The sequence below is a fragment of the Candidatus Cardinium hertigii genome, from assembly GCF_003788695.1.
Window position 1 is genome coordinate 101,271 of sequence record NZ_RARA01000025.1, and the last position, 17,720, is coordinate 118,990.

12 protein-coding genes and 3 pseudogenes (1 of these 15 only partly in view) are annotated in these 17,720 nt (G+C 35.3%); 3 read left to right on the top strand and 12 right to left on the bottom strand.

Going from position 1 to position 17,720, the window contains the following annotated elements; translation table 11 throughout:
- Positions 1-4, bottom strand: a pseudogene (locus EDM02_RS03625) (IS4-like element ISWosp8 family transposase) (its annotated part extends 543 nt beyond the left edge of the window); the annotation flags it as partial.
- On the opposite strand from EDM02_RS03625, the pseudogene EDM02_RS03630 reads away from it, so the two are divergent.
- A pseudogene (locus tag EDM02_RS03630) lies at positions 1-222 on the top strand (IS4-like element ISWosp8 family transposase); the annotation flags it as partial. The pseudogenes EDM02_RS03625 and EDM02_RS03630 overlap by 4 nt on opposite strands.
- Before the next feature lie 130 nt (positions 223-352).
- On the opposite strand, the gene EDM02_RS05690 reads toward EDM02_RS03630, so the two are convergent.
- The 8 genes and pseudogenes from EDM02_RS05690 to EDM02_RS03660 all read right to left on the bottom strand — a co-directional run bounded on the left by EDM02_RS05690 (position 353) and on the right by EDM02_RS03660 (position 8,751).
- The gene (locus EDM02_RS05690) at positions 353-523 is read right to left on the bottom strand and encodes a hypothetical protein (RefSeq protein ID WP_221179587.1); all 171 of its coding nucleotides are present in this window, start codon (positions 521-523) and stop codon (positions 353-355) included.
- 154 nt (positions 524-677) lie between these two features.
- Positions 678-1,871 (bottom strand): hypothetical protein, encoded by a 1,194-nt coding sequence (locus EDM02_RS03635; protein ID WP_148053553.1) that lies wholly within the window; start codon positions 1,869-1,871, stop codon positions 678-680.
- A gap of 169 nt (positions 1,872-2,040) precedes the next feature.
- Complete coding sequence (locus EDM02_RS03640; protein WP_148053561.1) at positions 2,041-3,057, bottom strand: hypothetical protein; 1,017 nt, start codon at positions 3,055-3,057, stop codon at positions 2,041-2,043.
- A gap of 550 nt (positions 3,058-3,607) precedes the next feature.
- A complete protein-coding gene (locus tag EDM02_RS06015) occupies positions 3,608-3,733 on the bottom strand; it encodes a hypothetical protein (RefSeq protein ID WP_260214974.1) in 126 nt (41 codons plus the stop codon).
- Positions 3,734-3,872: 139 nt separating this feature from the next.
- Complete coding sequence (locus tag EDM02_RS03645; RefSeq protein WP_123663161.1) at positions 3,873-4,898, bottom strand: IS5 family transposase; 1,026 nt, start codon at positions 4,896-4,898, stop codon at positions 3,873-3,875.
- 117 nt (positions 4,899-5,015) lie between these two features.
- A pseudogene (locus EDM02_RS06020) lies at positions 5,016-5,276 on the bottom strand (IS4-like element ISWosp8 family transposase); the annotation flags it as partial.
- Between the two features lie 238 nt (positions 5,277-5,514).
- Entirely contained in the window at positions 5,515-7,932 is a 2,418-nt protein-coding gene (gene priA, locus EDM02_RS03655) for a replication restart helicase PriA (protein WP_123662520.1), read from the bottom strand.
- 18 nt (positions 7,933-7,950) lie between these two features.
- A complete protein-coding gene (locus EDM02_RS03660) occupies positions 7,951-8,751 on the bottom strand; it encodes a 3'-5' exonuclease (protein ID WP_123663165.1) in 801 nt (266 codons plus the stop codon).
- Between the two features lie 253 nt (positions 8,752-9,004).
- On the opposite strand from EDM02_RS03660, the gene EDM02_RS03665 reads away from it, so the two are divergent.
- Complete coding sequence (locus EDM02_RS03665; RefSeq protein ID WP_123663167.1) at positions 9,005-9,793, top strand: A/G-specific adenine glycosylase; 789 nt, start codon at positions 9,005-9,007, stop codon at positions 9,791-9,793.
- Positions 9,794-10,177: 384 nt separating this feature from the next.
- On the opposite strand, the gene EDM02_RS03675 is transcribed toward EDM02_RS03665, so the two are convergent.
- Complete coding sequence (locus tag EDM02_RS03675; RefSeq protein ID WP_184891131.1) at positions 10,178-12,415, bottom strand: ankyrin repeat domain-containing protein; 2,238 nt, start codon at positions 12,413-12,415, stop codon at positions 10,178-10,180.
- Positions 12,416-12,916: 501 nt separating this feature from the next.
- On the opposite strand from EDM02_RS03675, the gene EDM02_RS03680 reads away from it, so the two are divergent.
- Positions 12,917-15,070 (top strand): ankyrin repeat domain-containing protein, encoded by a 2,154-nt coding sequence (locus EDM02_RS03680; protein ID WP_123663173.1) that lies wholly within the window; start codon positions 12,917-12,919, stop codon positions 15,068-15,070.
- Between the two features lie 127 nt (positions 15,071-15,197).
- Here EDM02_RS03680 and EDM02_RS03685 read toward each other — a convergent pair whose 3' ends face one another.
- Together EDM02_RS03685 and fabD are read right to left on the bottom strand one after the other, a co-directional pair.
- A complete protein-coding gene (locus EDM02_RS03685; RefSeq protein WP_123663175.1) occupies positions 15,198-16,352 on the bottom strand; it encodes a hypothetical protein in 1,155 nt (384 codons plus the stop codon).
- Positions 16,353-16,724: 372 nt separating this feature from the next.
- Positions 16,725-17,573, bottom strand: coding sequence for an ACP S-malonyltransferase (fabD, locus tag EDM02_RS03690; RefSeq protein ID WP_123663177.1), 849 nt, complete (start codon positions 17,571-17,573; stop codon positions 16,725-16,727).
- Positions 17,574-17,720: the final 147 nt, after the last annotated feature.

Sequence of the window (17,720 nt, forward strand, 5' to 3'; positions counted from 1 at the left end):
GAGAAAATAAATGAGTATCGTTTGAATTTTTCAGTTTTGTTTGGTGTGATGTGTCAAAAAATGCATCAAGTGCTGATTGGGAAGTGCTCAACTAAAAGCTTTCAGAAACTCTTTGATAGAGTGTGCATACGAGCTAAAGTGAAAATCCGACCCGGGCGATTATATAGTCGTGACAAGGTGGATAAGCCTAAACGGCATCATGTCTTTAGGAGGGTGTGCTAATCATGAATTCCCTTAAGTTGACGCCATTGACTGAACGGATACCGGGGAAATAGATTTTTGGAAAGGATAATTTCTCTCTATCTATCCTGGAAGCAACAAAAGCTAAATCCTTTCCATAATCTTTCCCAGATTATAGAGGCTTAGGCCACTCCACTGAACGGATACAAGTAAGTTTCCTTCTGCGCGTGAACATATGGCCGCCTTTGGAATGGATAGTCTGAAATATTGCTGAATACAATTTATCTTTAATTTCCGAAATAAAATTTTCCCCTAAAAACTCTTGCATAAAAAAATGTATCATACACTTTTTTATGAAATAATAAAAAAAGAATTTATTCGCTAAATAAGAAGCAATGTAGAAAATGTAAAAAAAATATCCTATTCTACTTGGTTATCAATAATACTTAAACCTTAAGTTGACGCCATTGACTGAACGGATACATATAAAAACTGTATCAAATGTTTCTGTCTTGATTATGCTCATTATCCATTTCTTCATCTATTTCTTGAATAATAGGTGTGGATATATTTTGTTGTATGTTAGTAGTAGCTCGATAGTATAATGCTCGATCCATATCGTGATGATACATAGCTTTATGGTACCATGCAGCTTGTGCTATTAGCGTAACTTCATCTCTTTTTTCCGGTCGCATTTCCATTAATATAGGGAATAAATCTTGGCTACCCTGAAAAGTATTTGAATTTGAATAAGAAACCGAAGGTAATGCAGTGGTTGCATCCATAGCAGATTGTATGGACACTAACTCCACTTGAGCTGAATCTGGCGTAAGTGAACTATTTGTAGCACGATCTACAGGTAACGCCGAAGATAAAGGAATTGAAATGGAATCAACTACTGGACAAGATGATGTTGACGGAAGGGAAACAGTAGGCAATGTCTGAGCACTACTTTTCTTATTATGGTATTGGCTCCCCTTAGCAACTTGTTGTGCCAACTGCTTTAATACGGCATATGCTTCTTGCTGCTGAGCTAATTGGTCGTTCAAATTTAGTACAGGTTGCTGGCTTAATGCCTTATTCATAGCCCTCAACAAAGGACGTAATTGTGTGCTTATGATTACGCTAAGTTGATTTACAAATGGTTGAAAATCTGTATATAACTTATTGTATTTATTTTTTTCCTTTTTATTACTCTGCTCGCTTTTTCGCTTTCTCATACGATCGGACTGAAGCTTAACAAGGTAATGTACTTCTTCCTGTTGTTTCTCTAACAGAGCTAATTGTTCTTTACTTAAGGAACATTTTTTGCTAATTATTTGATATAATCCTTTCTGAAGTAACACTATTTTATCGATAAGCTCCAATTCTGCTGCAAATCGACTGATACACTGGTTACTTTTGGGATCAATCTTTAGTGTGTTTGTCAACTGTAAGTGTTTATTTTGCTCTACTTTCCATTGCTCCTTTAACGTATGGATGCTAGCTAAGGTAGTGGTAATGTTATCCATCATATCAGAAGTTACAGTTTCTCTAGAAGGCACTTGTACAACGGTAGCACTGTTAGAAAGCGTATTTACGATCGGGGTACCACTATTCATATTTAACTTGACATTATTACATCCAGCTAATGTTAAAGTAGAAAGGTACAAGCAAGGAATTATCAATTTATTTTGTATATGATATTTCATGTTACATTACGTTTAAAATACTTGTACATATATGTTCTTTTACTTGTAAACAGATATTCTTTATAATTAAGCATAAAAAAAGCTGTTTAGCCTCTGTGGAGGCTAAAAGCTATATAACCTTCTCCTTTCAAAAATTTCTAGTTAGGAAATTTTTATTTGTTGCTATTCTTTATGCGTGTTCTCTTGGAAAAAATGAGGTGGGTAAAAAGTTTGGAACCCTCTGTCCATTTACAACTACCCACTGTGGTGCTGATCCATTAGAAGTTGAACCATTCCTACTTGCTATGGGAGTTGAAGTCTCCAACGGCTTTGTTAAATGACGCATTAGTTCAGGCTGATTTTGTGAACTTTGATTATATCCAAAGGGCCTTGCTACTTGAAGAGGTAAAACTGGTCCATTCTGCAACATTGAATGGTCCTTCGCAGGAAGTTGTGCTGGTACAAACGCATTTCCCAACGTATTTGTCACAAACAAACGCGCTACTGGATCATTTAATATTTTTTTTTGTTTTGTAGGCGTACCTGCTTGAAGTGCCACAGACATTGCTTTTGTTTTTAAAGCCTCCGATTTCATAAAGTGAGCAGCTCCCTGTTGAAAGTGAGCAGCTCCCTGTTGAATATGGCCTAGTGATTTTTGCATTTTACTTTCTGATACCAAACTAAGAACCTCTGCTATAGCATTTGGGTTGTCTGGATCCATATTTTGCAATAGACAGCTTCCGAATTGGTTTACTTCGTTTGGTCCAGCATGATTAGTTGAATGACTGGAAAATAAAGATACACCAGAGGGTGGGCTTTTAACATGTGGAATAGCTGTAGCTGTATTGGATATATTTGACGAATATGCCTCTGTGAGAGGAGCTTTTTCTGTTAACAGTTTCAAAATTAACTTAGCGTTACTCAATACGGATTCCTTGCACTCATTAACGTTTAATATATGCCCATTTATCTTATTTTTAACATCTTTTACTTTACTACGGCTTTCAGATTGAATCTGAAAATCTTCTACTGCTTTAATATTATTATTAATATTATTATTAATATTATTAAGATAATCTTTATCTAGGTCATTTAACTGAGATAACCTAAATCTTATTTGATTCAACATAATATTAAGATTGGAAACTGCATTATTAAATTTTTTTAGATGAGATACCCATCTATTCCATGTATTCAAAGTATTCAAAAGCTGTTTTTTATTCTGGTCAGTATTCTGGTCAGTATTCTGGTCAGTATTCTGGTCAGTATTCTGGTCAGTATTCTGGTCAGTATTTTTTTTCTCCTTAGTAGCATCTTCTATTAGCTGTTCTATTCGTATCCTAATATTATCTATAATTTTTAGGCATAACTCAATTCTTTTCTTATAATCCCTTTCTTCTAAAGCANAATATGTTATTCATTTTTCTGCTATTCTACTATAAATACTACTTTTAATTTTTAATTGATGTACTTTAGTTTATTCCTGTAAACCTGATAAAAATAAATTTACCCCTCTTCCATTAATTTACTCATAACCAGTTATAAACTAGGATGTACAAGGGCTTATCGCCTATTGTACTTTACTTAAAAGCACAAAAGATAAGATCAAGTATGTAGTACCTAAAGTACCTAACCTTACATTTCATTCCCAAATATAACCTATTAAAAAGAACTTTGCAAGTTTATGTGTATCCGTTCAGTGATATGGCCTATGCGTATCCGTTCACTCAATGGCGTCAACTTAAGGGAATTCATGATTAGCACACCCTCCTAAAGACATGATGCCGTTTAGGTTTATCCACCTTGTCACGACTATATAATCGCCCGGGTCGGATTTTCACTTTAGCTCGTATGCACACTCTATCAAAGAGAGGCCGTTGCAACAGACCGACAGTGTAATTTTTTCTATTTTTCCAGTATTATTTTTTGTTATTTTTTGCCATTTTTGACGTTATGGCAGTAAGAATATCATTATTTATTGATTTTTAGATGCTTTTAGTTCATTTTGGATAGACCATTTCCCTAGCAACCTCTTAAAATGATATTTGGGGACCTATATAAGTTATAAGCTATTGCTTCCATAAGATGTTGTGTATGCATTTTATCAATACCTATATAGCGGGCTCCCGAACTGCGGAACCAATTTTTTATACTACCAAATACACGTTCTACCTTATAACGAGTCTTAGCTATTAATTTATTAAACCGCTTAGCGGTAACTGATAAGGGATTATTCTTAGTAGCCTTCTTCTGAATAGCTGATTTTAACTTTTTTTTCTTTAATAATATTTCATTAGGTGAGCCGCTATAGCCCTTATCTGCATATACCCTACTACCTGGTGGTAAGTTTACTTTATCTAATAAGCCCTCTAAATGACCACTATCATGACTAGATGCCTTTGTAGTACTGACGGCTAGCACTAATCCTTCTTTACTTTCTACAAGTATATGCCGTTTATAGCCATAATATAGCTTAGGACCTTTTTTAGACCAACTTGCTTCTGGATCTACTCCTTTTTGATAACTTTCAGATACGGTTATACTGCCATCTGCATGTAGATCATAGCTTTTTTTCCCTTTAGGACATCTAGGAGTAGGTGTAATAGAGGCATCGATAATTGCACCATGTTGCACTAATACACCATGATTAGATAGTTGATTATTAATGTTTTTCAATAACCTCTCTAGTGCCTTCTTCTTTGTAAGGACAGTCCTAAATCTGCTTAATACACTATGGTCGGGAACCGAACTGTCCATCGAAATACCACAAAATCTGCTAAAAGTTATACGGTCGTTTACTTCTTCTTCTACTTGATAGTCACTCAGTCCATACCATGTCTGAAGTAAGAGCATTTTAAATAAAAGTAAGGGACTATAGGCGGGTTTGCCAGATAAACGTAAACCTTTAGGATAATAAAGGCGAAGTTCTTTTTCAACCGATAACCAATCAATTATATTGGTGATTTGATCAAAAAAGGTATGTTTACATTTACGTTTACTTGCTGAAATATCTGCTAAACCTAATTGACCACTTGATTGGATTGCCATAATTATACACTAATAATAATGCTAAAAAAATAAACACTTAAAAGCTTAAGTTAACGATTTTCTGAATAAGGGGAAAATGGACTATTCATGAATAAGTTTAATTGTCTATTGCAACGGCCTCGATATGATTTCGGGTGAAGCAGGTAAACGAAGGGAAGAACCATCTGCTGCAATAAGTCTGTACCCCTTCCATGTGCCATAGGTAGGATCATTTTGGTAAGCTATGCGGATGCTGTCTTCCAATAATTCTTTAAATCCAGTNNCTATGCCTAAACTTCGCTTAACTAGCTTTAAAATAGTGGAAAATACTATTGAAAAAGTAAGTTTCCTTCTGGGTGTGAACATATGGCCGCCTTTGGAATGGATAGTCTGAAATATGGCTCAATACAATTTATCTTTAATTTCCGAAATAAAATTTTCCCCTAAAAACTCTTGCATAAAAAAATGTATCATACACTTTTTTATGAAATAATAAAAAAAGAATTTACTCGCTAAATAAGAAGCCATGTAGCAAATGTAAAAAAAAATATCCTATTCTACTTGGTTATCAATAATAGTTAAACCTTAAGTTGACGCCATTGAGTGAACGGATACATATAGGGTCTACATCAAATTGTTATATAGGGTCTACATCAAATAAAATTTGAATTTTCTTGTAAAGACTTTTACCTAATACCTCTTTACAAACTGCCCTTAACTGCTCTTTTCTTATTTGCAAGGTATGGAGGTTGCTGCTTGGTATTTTTAAAAATATATCTAATAAAAAGTAATGCCTAATTTTCCCAATCAATGGTTCTTGTGGACCTATGACCATTCCTTTAAAATTTTTTTCTAATGTTTTTTTAAGTTCAATGGCTCCTGATTTTAATGTAGTTTCTGTTATACAGCTTAAGGTTAGTTTAATAAGTTTAACATAGGGAGGATATGAAAATTTTCTTCTTTCTTCCAATTCAGATTTGTACATAGCTTGATAGTCATTATTAGATATATGCTGAAATAAGGGATAATGAGGCTGTGCCGTTTGAATAAATACGCTTCCTTGGTGATTGCGTCTGCCTGCCCTGCCTGCCAATTGCGTAATGAGTTGAAAGCATTTCTCGTTTGATCTAAAATCGGGAAAGTAAAGTAATCCATCTATATCTAATACGCCTACCAGATGGATATTAGCAAAATCTAGTCCTTTTGCAATCATCTGGGTACCAACTAAAATATCTATTGATCCAAAGTTGACCTCGTTTAAAATAGATCGATAAGCATCTTTTTTTTGTGTGCTATCGAAATCCATTCGGCCAATTTTTTGTTCTGGAAAAATAAATTTTAGTGTTTCTTCTAATTTTTCTGTACCAAAACCTATATTATGCAGCTGGGTAGATCCACAACTATTACATGCTCTAAAAGGAAGCGCTACATAGCCACAATAATGGCAAAGCAGATGATTTGCCTTTTGGTGATAGGTTAGCCTCACAGCACAAGAGCGGCAACAGGGTACCCATCCACAAGATTCACATAAAAGATATCGAGCATATCCTCTTCTGTTTTGAAAAATCATGGCTTGACCACCTTCTTTAATATTTTTTTGGAGGGCAGATAGTAGGGTAAAAGAGAAATTTTCCCGCATGGCCTTTCGTTTTTTCTCTATTTTGAGATCAATAAAAAATAATTTTGGACTGCTATTTTCTCCAAATCTTTTCATTAAGGTTACGAGTCCATATTTTCCAGATTGGGCATTATAATAGCTTTCTATAGAAGGCGTACCGGAACCTAGTAAAACTTTTGCTTGATATTGTTTAGCCAATAAGATACTGCTATCTCGTGCATGATAGGCGGGTCTAACATCTGTCTGTTTATAAGCATTATCGTGTTCTTCGTCTATAATAATGAGTTGCAGCTGCTTAAAAGGGAGGAAGAGGGCGGAACGTGTGCCTACTACAACCAACGTGGGTTGATTAAGCACAGAAGTCCATGTTTTTAAACGATCTGTAGGAGATTGCTTAGAGTGGTAAACCACCAACCATTCCTTCCAGAAAGGTTTTATACGTTCTACCATATGGGTCAATAAACTTATTTCTGGTATTAAGAGCAATACTTGTTTTTGTTCCAGTAATGCCATATGTATCAGATGCATATACAATTCTGTTTTGCCACTTCCTATGGCTCCATGCAGTAGGACTACCGCTTTTTCTGTAAATTGTGTTTGAATTTCAATAAGTGCTTTTTGTTGTACTGCTGTTAAAATGGCTAAAGGATGTCTAGGGGTAGTAAAAAAAGACAAAGGTGTATACTCAATTAAAATCCCTTTCTTTAATAGCGAGTATAAAGCCAATTTGGAGTACCCTAAGGCTATAAGCTCTTTTTTAGAAGCATATACCTTTGCTGTAGCAGTAACTTCAGTTGGTACAAAATAGGATACAAGCGTTTGTTGTTTTAATGATCGGGAACAAAGCTTGGCTATTTGATCTGGATGGATGGTAGGAGAGAGGGTAAGGTACGTTATGCTATGATCAATTTGATGTATGTTTATGGCTGGCATTGCTTTTACCAGCCCTTTTTTTAGGAGTTCCATCAATATTTTATTGGCTTCCTTTTGACCTACTACATGCATAATGGATCGATACGATAGAGGCCTAGCTTGTAGAGAAGTGAGGATAAATTGTTCAGTTTCTGTTTCTGCGTTTGTATCACTAGAAGGGCTTATTTGAAAAACTATATTATTAGGCGAGTCTAATGCCTTAGGTAATCCAACTGACAAGGCCTCACCAAGATGGGATAAGTAATAATTAGCTATCCACGTTAGAAAGGTTAATTGTTGAGGGGGATATAGTGGCTCTTGGTAAATTACGGCTAGTAGATCTTTTGTAGGGTAAGCAGGGACTTCACTATGCAATTTAATCACAATAGCAAGGAAGAGTTTTCCTGTGCGTAATGGTACTAAAACACCACTGCCTACATCTATCCTATTTTGATATAGATAGGGGACACAATAGGTTAATGTTTTAAGGGGAAGTGGTAAGAGGACATCTGCAAATTTTTTCAAAGGCAATATAAAATTTTATTAGGTCATTACACCTATTTTAATTTGTGTCAGTTTACGTTTGGTATCTAGAGGAAAGTCTCCTTGGAGGATCCAATTATAATACGTAGGCTCTAGCTTTAGCACTTCTGCTACTGCTTTGCCTTTATGTTTGCCAAAATTAAAGACGGGTAAACGTTGCTCGTTATACACTATTCTACCTGCAAAATCGATCATATTGGTAGTCGTTAAGTTGTGTAATGTTTTTATATCATCTTTTACTACGCCTAATACATTGCCTAAAGGATCCACTACAGATTGATTTTTATATTTTTTTATTTGTTCTATCAATATTTCTAAAGTAGCTTCTGTATCTATCATGGCACTATGGGCATTTGTTAGGTCCTTCTGACAATAAAATAGATAGGCTGCTTTTAAAGTTCTTTTTTCCATCAAATGGAAAAGTTTTTGCACATCTACAATTTTGCGATGTTCTACCTTAAAATCTAATTCTGCCCGCAGAAAGCTTTCCACCAGTACGGGCACATCAAAACGAAGTAGATTAAAACCAGCTAAGTCTGCTCCTTTTAAAAATGTAATCAGTTCCTTTGCTATTTGTTTAAAGGTCGGCTTATTTTTTACATCTTCAGTCTTAATTCCATGAATTAAGCTAGCCTCTATAGGAATATCTCTTTCTGGATTAATTCTTTTGTTAAGCGTTAAACGATCACCATTGGGCATAAGTTTGATAATCGCGATTTCTACTATACGATCATTCACCACATCCGTACCGGTAGTCTCTAAATCTAAAAAAGCAAGTGGATTGGTTAATTTTAAATTCATGGTATACTATATGTTTTTCAATTTTGTACCTGTTAGCTGTATTTTTTTTCTATACCAACAAAATGTTCAGTAACTATCTACAACTAACTTCTTTTTGTATTTTCGATTATTTAACTGCATTTGATGCATCAAACACACGATCTTACGCTTTCCCACACTTTTTATAAGGTCAGATGGTGGGTGCATGTAAGCATTATGCCTTCAAATATTCAAATATATTAAAATAAATTACGTTTTCAGCTTTTTATTCATTATGCTACCTACTACTATAGACCACACGCTTTTTCGTAAAGTATTATGCGCTTGGTACAAAGTACATCAACGTTATTTACCTTGGCGTACTACTAAAGATCCCTATAAAATATGGTTATCAGAAATTATACTACAGCAGACAAGAGTTGTGCAGGGATTGCCCTATTATGAACGTTTCATAGCGCACTATCCTTCTATTGTAGCATTAGCTAATGCTACAGAACAAGAAATTCTACGTTTATGGCAAGGTTTGGGCTACTATAGTAGAGCACGTAATTTACACCATTGTGCGCAAACCATTGTGGAAAAATACAAAGGCGTTTTTCCTGCCAGTTATCGAGATTTACTTGCCCTTAAAGGGATTGGACCCTATACAGCTGCAGTAATAGCTGCGGTTTCTTTTAAAGAAGTAGTGGCTGCAGTAGATGGAAATGTCTACCGGGTATTAGCCCGTTTGTTTGGCTTAACAAACGACATAGGCACTGCGCAGGGAAGAAAATACATTCATCAGTTGGCATCGATATTAGTGGATCGGCTACAACCCGATACCTATAGCCAAGCGATTATGGATTTTGGAGCCTTGCAATGCAGGCCCGTATTTCCTTTGTGCTCTACTTGCGTTTTTAAGGATTATTGTATTGCTTTTCAGACAAATAAGCAAAAAATATTGCCTATTAAAACCAATACATTAAATAAAAGAAAACGTTATTTTGATTATGTAATTGTGCAGCACAAAGATGGGTTATATATGAAAAAACGTACAAAAAGTGATATTTGGCANTTTGCCTAGATCAAATGGATGATCCTTTGCTTGTTTTAGCTAAAAATCATCATATAGCTATTGTCACTTTTGAAAAAGAAGAAAGGCATTTACTAACCCACCAGGAGCTATTTGTAAAATTTCATAAAATACAAGCGACTTTAGATTTCCTAAAAGAAGGCCAAGCCCTATTCAATATATTTAATTTAGCCTTATTTAATAGTACAGCAATTGAAAAACTGCCGAAACCTATATTGATTCAGAATTTTTACAATAAATATTTTTAGTTGCCTCCCATCAAGTATCCGTTCAGTAAGGCGCATTTTTTACGATCTAGTATTATTGCGCTATTTCTAATTGGTGTGAACACAGATACGTATAGGCCACATAACTGAACGGAAACTAACTTATTAACTAGAATATTCCTTCTTCTTCTTCTTCTAAGTTTGTCAAATCTAAGCATTCCTTGGTGGTCCAATAATCTTTACCATAATCTAGTAAGAATTCATCTCCAGCTTGGATATCTTTATTGGTATATAACAATACAAACGGCAAATAACCATCATGAATTTGATTAGAACGTACACAGTGTGATTCTACATTTATCTTCTTTTTGAGCTCTTCCTCGAGTTGAGGATCACCCCTATAATCATAATATGCGTTGATTTTTATCAAAGGATTTCCCCGTCCATAGCCACTTACCATCATAGATGATGTTCCCGGCATGGGAACATTAAATCCATAATTGTTTAGCTTCCCAGAAAGGTTACTACACTTCTTAAATGATACACCACGCTCTCGCATATAATCCATTTCCTTCTCTATATCTTTAGAAAGCGTAATGCTATTAGTCTCGTCATCTGTGAACAAATATTTTCCTACGTAAATACCCAATACAGTATATGCTGGAATGGATTTTGTTGCTACCAGCTTATCTTGATTACGTAATGACACACGTGAATCTTCACGGTCTATTTTTTGAATTTCTACCAAATCATCTTTATAGGTTTTCTCTTTTGAGAAAAACTCATTATAAAAATCATCAAATTTTTCATCTAACCAAGCGCTCTCCTTTTTTAATTTTTGATAACTACCCTTAGACGTATCATTTGGACAGTAATAATAACGCAGCTTATTATCCTCAAAAGCATTTTTTCTCATTTTTCTTTTTCTTTTTAGAGCAGCTAGTTTTTCTTGTGCGTTATCCCCTAACTCAATACGGGCTTCTGGATCTACTATATTCGGTGATTTTGGTTCCGGTTTTATTTCACTTATTGTTTCATCCACATCCATTGCTTCATCCGCATTGCTATTTCTTTCTGCTATAGCGGCATCATTTAACAGCTCTATGCACTCTTTTTCCCCACTAATGATAGCATAATCTAGAGCAGTTTTACCATTATGATCTTTTGCGTTTATTATAAGAAGTTTTGGATTCAACCTCAACAAAGTCCACAAAGCATCAATATGACCATCTTGAGCAGCCAAATGCAAAGCCGTTCGACCCATACGATCTTTTACATTTATACAAGATGGATTAGCCTTTAATAAAATTCTCAAATAATCAAATTGATGCCCTGAGCGTTTTTTATAAACATCTTCATAGGATCCATAACAATAACTGTTATTATTATCACCCTTAGCAGCGAAATACAAAGCAAAAGGTGTTATATTGGCCCTTTTACTTAGTAATAGTTCCACGTACACTTTTTTCCCAAAACTGATAACATAATCCAGAGCAGTTTTACCCTGATCATCTGTTTCATTTATCCATATGCAGGCTTGAGGATGCTCTAGCAAAACTCTTACAAAATCCATAGAATCACCCCTGACAGCATAACGCAAAGCAGTGTAACCATATTTATTTTTTTTATTTATAAGTGCTGGTGGTGTCTTGTTAACTAAGATCTCCAGGCATTTTAAACGGTTTAAACCGCTAAATTGATTAGCGAAAGGAAATATAGGTTCTGCTCGCCTCTTAATTAAGATTTCCTGGAAATCGACAATGACATCCCCCCTAATAGCACAACACAAAGCAGTGTCATCTGAACGATCTCTTTCATTTATAAGTGCTGGTGCCCTGTCAACTAAAATCTCCAAGGATTTTAAACGACCAAACTGAGCAGCCAAATGCAAAGCAGTTTCATCACATCTATTTTTTTCATTTATCAGTGCTGGTGCTCTTTCTAGTAAGATCTTCAGACACTCCAAACCGCCATACGCTAACGCCTCAATCATTCGATCCCTAGTTGTTTCTCTGTTACGATCTGTGTGTTCGTTTAAACACTGGTATTTTTCAAAATTACTATAGCGCATAGCAGCATGCAAAGCGGTCTCATGATGATGATTTTTTTCATTTATAAGATCTGGCTTTAGATTCAAAAAAAATTTTAAACAATCAATACGATCATTACGGGCAGCCAAATGCAAAACAGTATACCCCTCCACGTCTTTTTCATTTATAAGTGCTGGGTTTTGTTTCAACAAACACTTAGCGCATGATACATGGCCTTTTTCTGCTGCTGTAAATAAAGCGTAACAACAGCTAGCAACCTCCGTACCTGCTACTGGTTGCTGAACAGCTTGATATGTCTGCTGGAAAGGAAACATCATTTGATATTGATTGGCACAACTGCATATACAATGCGCCATATAACACAAAAAAATAAATTTATAAGCTTTGACTATTTTTGTTACATATTGATTAAGCATGGTTATACAACATTTAATGAATGGGAAATTTTCTTTACGTTCTTTTAATATAATAGGGTGAATAATATTTTACAAGTAAGTCATATGCATTTTTATGCAGCTAAAGTTATAAAAAATAATGCATCATTTGCAACCAATACTGCATGGTAAGCTTTAAGGTGCATTTTTTTTCTCTACGCCAAAGATGGGTTTGCAAACTGAGACATGCGTACCATTATGCAAACCATACCAGAACTATAGCGTATAGAGGAATTGGGCCTTCTTACTGCAAAAAAAGAGGTTAATCAAACATATAAAGATGTTATGCCTGTTTTACGTTGGTAATTCCCTAATTAAAAAATAAAAACTAACTTAAACAATGCTGTAACTATTTTGTATTTAACATCTAATGCATAAATTATGCATGTTTAATATCGCATATCCCCATTTATAGCCAAAATCATGCACGAGCAAACCAATAAAAACATCAACCACATCTTACGTATATTGCTTTTGCTCTATAGCTGGATGGTTGGGGTCGGTAATTTTCAGCTATTAGCTATTGATAATAGCTTATTTCAAGCTATTTCACAGGGTAATCTAAAAGAGGTAGCAGCAGCTGTTGCTACAGGGGTTTCTCTAAATCAATTGGATGCATATGGAGGTACCCCTTTGCATTGGGCAGTCTACAAAGGAGAGCTAGCAATGGCTAAATGGCTCCTTGAAGGGGGGGGCGATATGAATGCCATGGTCAATCCCCATTTCCCTCTTGAAAACAAAGAAGCGTTAGAAAGCCTAAAACAACATTACATTAAAATAGGCGCCGATATAAGTGATTTGGCGCATTGCCAATTCCTTCCAAGGAAGGAAAAACTTCTTTTATATAACTATTACGGAACTCCCTTACATATTGCTGTCGCTAAGGGAAATAGGCAAATGGCTACCTTATTGCTAGCGCATGGAGCTGTATTGAATAGCCATTTATGGGATGGTCCTCTCTTGCAAAGTTATGCAACCCCTTTGGAAATTGCCGTAAGACATGGAGATATAGCATTGGTAAAGTGGCTTTTAAAACAAGGCGCTCCTGTTAATGATAGCGATCCTATAGAAGGCTTAACGATACTGGATGCTGCACTTTCATCTGATTATAATATGTTTAAACTTTTAATAGACCATGGAGCGCGTGTCAATGCTAAAACAGCATATGGTTATCTGATGGATTTTGCTAGGCATAATATGCTTCAAGAAATAAGGGAGCTGCTGATTGAGCAGGGAGCCCATTTCGATCTTTTTCCCTTAGATCATGCTAAAAATACCGACACCTGCCAAAATACCGTAACTTGTTTGCTTGAAAATGGAGCTTCGCTGCACACTAAGGACAAAGAAAACCATACACTCTTGCATGCTGCTGTACGAAAGAAGCCCAGGTGTGGATGTGAACATAATCTAGATGATGATTTATGGGAAAATAATTATACGAAAAACAATGCTTGCGTTCCTGTAGACCATACGGTACAGCGCAATAGGGCATGGTTACATGCTATTTGTAAGGGGGATCTTAAGAAAGTAGAGGAAGGTATTGCTGCAGGCATTTCTGTTAATCAACTCACCCAAAAGGGTACTGTTCCTTTGCATATAGAGGTTTACATGGGATATATCAAGAATCCTTATGCAAAACTCCGTATTACATATGGCTATACACCTTTACATTTAGCAGCTTATCAAGGGAATACAGCTTTAGTCAAGTTACTGCTTCAAAAAGGGGCCAATAGCAATGCCAAAGACACACAACATGGTTATACACCATTGCATCTGGCTGCCTGTCAAGGGCATGCGCAAGCTGTAGAACGGTTGCTAGCACATAATGCCCTGATTAACGTAAAGGAAAAACGACTTGAACGAACACCTTTACATTTAGCCGCTGCTACAGGCAACAGCGCTACTGTACGCCATTTAATCAATCATGGGGCATTGCATAGTATAGATAAACATAACTGGACTCCTTTGCATGTAGCTATAGCTTCCCGTAATGCAACGGCGGTAATTAAGCTGCTTATTGACAAAGGAGACGTGTTAGATAAAACAGAATTAGATAAAACAGAAGATACCCTCTTACACTTTGCAACTAAAGAGAAGGCCATAGCTGCTATGCGCTACCTTATTCAAAAAGGTGCTAACGTCAATGCTACCAATGCAGCAGGCAACACAGCATTACATTTCGCAGCTAAAAGTCATATGCTAGAAGGATGTAAGCTGTTGATAGCAGCCGGTGCCGAGGTAGATCATGCCAATAAAAAAGGTAAAACGCCATTGTATATGGCTTGCGGTGATAATTATAATGGCGTATTAGTTGAATTTTTAATTCAAAAAGGCATAAATGTAAACCACAAAAATAAAAATGGAAAAACAGCTTTGCAGCTGGCTATACAAAATAATTTACATAGTGACATTATTACACTATTAGGCAGTAAAGCAGACAGGGGCAGACAGCCGTTAGAGGTCCAGCCATTTACATTTTTTAATACTTCTTTTTTTAAAGCGCTTGTGAAAAAAAATACTGAAAAGGAAGACAAAAAAACAAAAAAATCAAATATCGCTCCTACGGTTACTCAATAGATTTGGGAAGCTGGCAAGGCGCGCGATCCCGAAACGGAACAGGGATCCCCGCCAGATACATCTGGTGGGGTAAAGCACAGCCAGCTTTTCAAAGACGAAGAGACGGTTATGAAAAAAGCTGCTTAGGCTATTTACAAACCGTTATATTGCATTTTGAAACCAGTAATGGCTGTTTACCAGGTCTTTGTATTTTTATAATCAATAAAAATATGCCTGCTGTCTTGATTTTAGGACATAAATGTATACATTTTGAAAATGTTGTTTCTTTAAGATGATCTAAGCCAAATGCTTGTTTATAAGAAGATTTTTGATTGCCTTGTTTAATGATTTGTACACTTTTTATTTTGTAATCCATTTGATTATCTTCTATATAGTAAGGAATAGTAATACTTTCTCCTATTTTAATACATACCGCATTTATATTTATATTTGGTTCATCTTCTTTGAAAAAGTGGCAGAGAGGTGCATGACATTTGTCAGTAGGTTGGGTTAATGCCATGGTAGATTCAATTGGATTTGAATTTTGGGTAGGTATTGCGGGATCTATTATGGGCTCTTTTTCTTCTTTGTGATCTTTTATTACCTCATTATTAATTGATATTTCTGGTTCTATTGTTTGCGTTGAACAGTGCTGAAGGGTGGGAGGGGAGGATTTGGGTTGTGGTACAGTAGCATCTGTTTTGCAGTCATGGTTATTAGGGATAGTAATGGTGCAGCTTACCAATTGTACGGTTGCTTTACTACCCACTCCTACCTTCCCTAGGGTAAGGGTTAATAAGTACGCACCAGGTTTTAGATTTTGATTTGCTATTAAGGTAAATGTCAATCCAGAAGAGGGTACTGGTTGATTTTTAATATTATTCAATCCGAATTGCTTTACATAAGAGGTAGTTGCATTTTTTGTTATAGAAACAGATTTGACGATATAGTCTTCTGCCATGCCTGCTACCGATAAGGTCATGGATTGTACAGTTCCACTTTCTATCGTAAGATCTTTTAGCGTAAAACTTGGTTTAACATGTGGTTTATGCTTTTTTTCTAGGTTATCTTTTAAAATCTCATACGTATGGTTTTCGGATAATAGTTCATTTGTTACGTCTTCTTGATCTTCCTTTTGGTCGTTAGGGTGCTGGCTATCTCCTTTTTTATTTTTAAACGTAGTGCCAATTTCCCTAGAAGCTGCTGCATTTTTACAAGATCCAGCATAGATAGCGGTGTACAAAAGTAGTATGAACGCAGCATAACAATGTAACCCCAAAAGACCATTCAAAACAATACGCATAGCAAAACCTATTTATAACCATGTCCGTAAGCTTAAAATAAAAGCTTATAGGAAGAAACTGATTCTATCGGAACGGATGCGAAAGTATGCTAGGTAATAGTGGCACTTGTTTTAGTTATGATTGCATCGTTCTCTGACGTACTAAAAAGATAAAAAATAAAACACTAATCCAAATAGTCCTATAGACTATAGGTCTGCCCTAATCTAACGCGTTTCTGGATGAACATTATATTAAATATAAATGATTTACTGGTTTCTATATACTAAAATGACTACATGTAAAAAATAATTTTAAGTTAAGTAATAGTTGACTTTCAGTTTTTTTATAAAATACATTATAAAAATGCGTATCACAGTTTTTCAAGGTCGCTGCTATTTAAGTATATGGCTATTTAAACGACTTAGTACATTACCAGGTCCTAATTCAATAAATGTATCTACGGCAAGTGTCTGAAGATATAGAATAGACTGAACCCATTTTACTGACTTTACTAATTGAAAACCGAGCGTTTCTAGTATATATTTTTCTTCTAAAAGTGAAACAGTAGTGGTAGAAATAACAGGGATTTTAGGAGCATTAAATTTAAAATGCATTAAAAAACGCATAAATTCGACACGGGCTGGCTCCATTTGCTTAGAATGAAAAGCGCCACTTACTTTAAGTGTTATACATCTATAATTATGGCGTTCTAAAATGGTTTTAGCCTGTATGATATCGTGATTATTCCCACTTAGTACAATTTGTTCAAAACTATTAAAATTAGCTATCCCTATATTAGGCAAATCATTGTCTTCTAATAATTGATGTATGGTCAAAACATTTGGTCCTATTATAGCCATCATGGACCCATTATTTATCTTGGACATTAATGCCCCTCTTTTTTGTAGAAGATTAAGACCGGTATACAGATCAAATACTCCAGACGCAAATAAAGCGGCGTATTCTCCTAAACTATGGCCAAGCACAAAATCAGGATAATTTTTAGTTTGCTGTTCAGTTTTCTTGAGATAAGATAGGCAACTTATAAAGTAAATAGCTGGTTGCGTATATGCTGTATTATGCAAATGATCATTTGGGTTATGTACACATACCTCTACAAGGTCATACCCTAACAACTGGCTGGCCTTTTGTGTTTCATTAGGGAAAAGTGCAAATAATTCTTTTCCCATTCCTTTATATTGTGATCCCTGGCCTGGGAACATATAAGCAGTATTACCCATGTATCCACTTTTTTATAAAAAATAACCCTTGATTTTTAAATGTATATATTTTGATACGCATAGTATTACAAAAGTATTATCAGAATGATTACCAGTACTATTAGTAAATATTCAGCTATATATCAGAAATTATTTTTAATAGGCCTA

Bases quoted from the DNA above. Each gene is read 5' to 3' on its own strand.
- EDM02_RS03645 (WP_123663161.1), bottom strand. From the start codon at position 4,898: ATGGCAATCCAATCAAGTGGTCAATTAGGTTTAGCAGATATTTCAGCA.
- EDM02_RS03660 (WP_123663165.1), bottom strand. From the start codon at position 8,751: ATGAATTTAAAATTAACCAATCCACTTGCTTTTTTAGATTTAGAGACT.
- EDM02_RS03680 (WP_123663173.1), top strand. From the start codon at position 12,917: ATGCACGAGCAAACCAATAAAAACATCAACCACATCTTACGTATATTG.
- EDM02_RS05690 (WP_221179587.1), bottom strand. From the start codon at position 523: ATGATACATTTTTTTATGCAAGAGTTTTTAGGGGAAAATTTTATTTCG.
- EDM02_RS03635 (WP_148053553.1), bottom strand. From the start codon at position 1,871: ATGAAATATCATATACAAAATAAATTGATAATTCCTTGCTTGTACCTT.
- EDM02_RS03675 (WP_184891131.1), bottom strand. From the start codon at position 12,415: ATGGCGCATTGTATATGCAGTTGTGCCAATCAATATCAAATGATGTTT.
- EDM02_RS03685 (WP_123663175.1), bottom strand. From the start codon at position 16,352: ATGCGTATTGTTTTGAATGGTCTTTTGGGGTTACATTGTTATGCTGCG.
- fabD (WP_123663177.1), bottom strand. From the start codon at position 17,573: ATGGGTAATACTGCTTATATGTTCCCAGGCCAGGGATCACAATATAAA.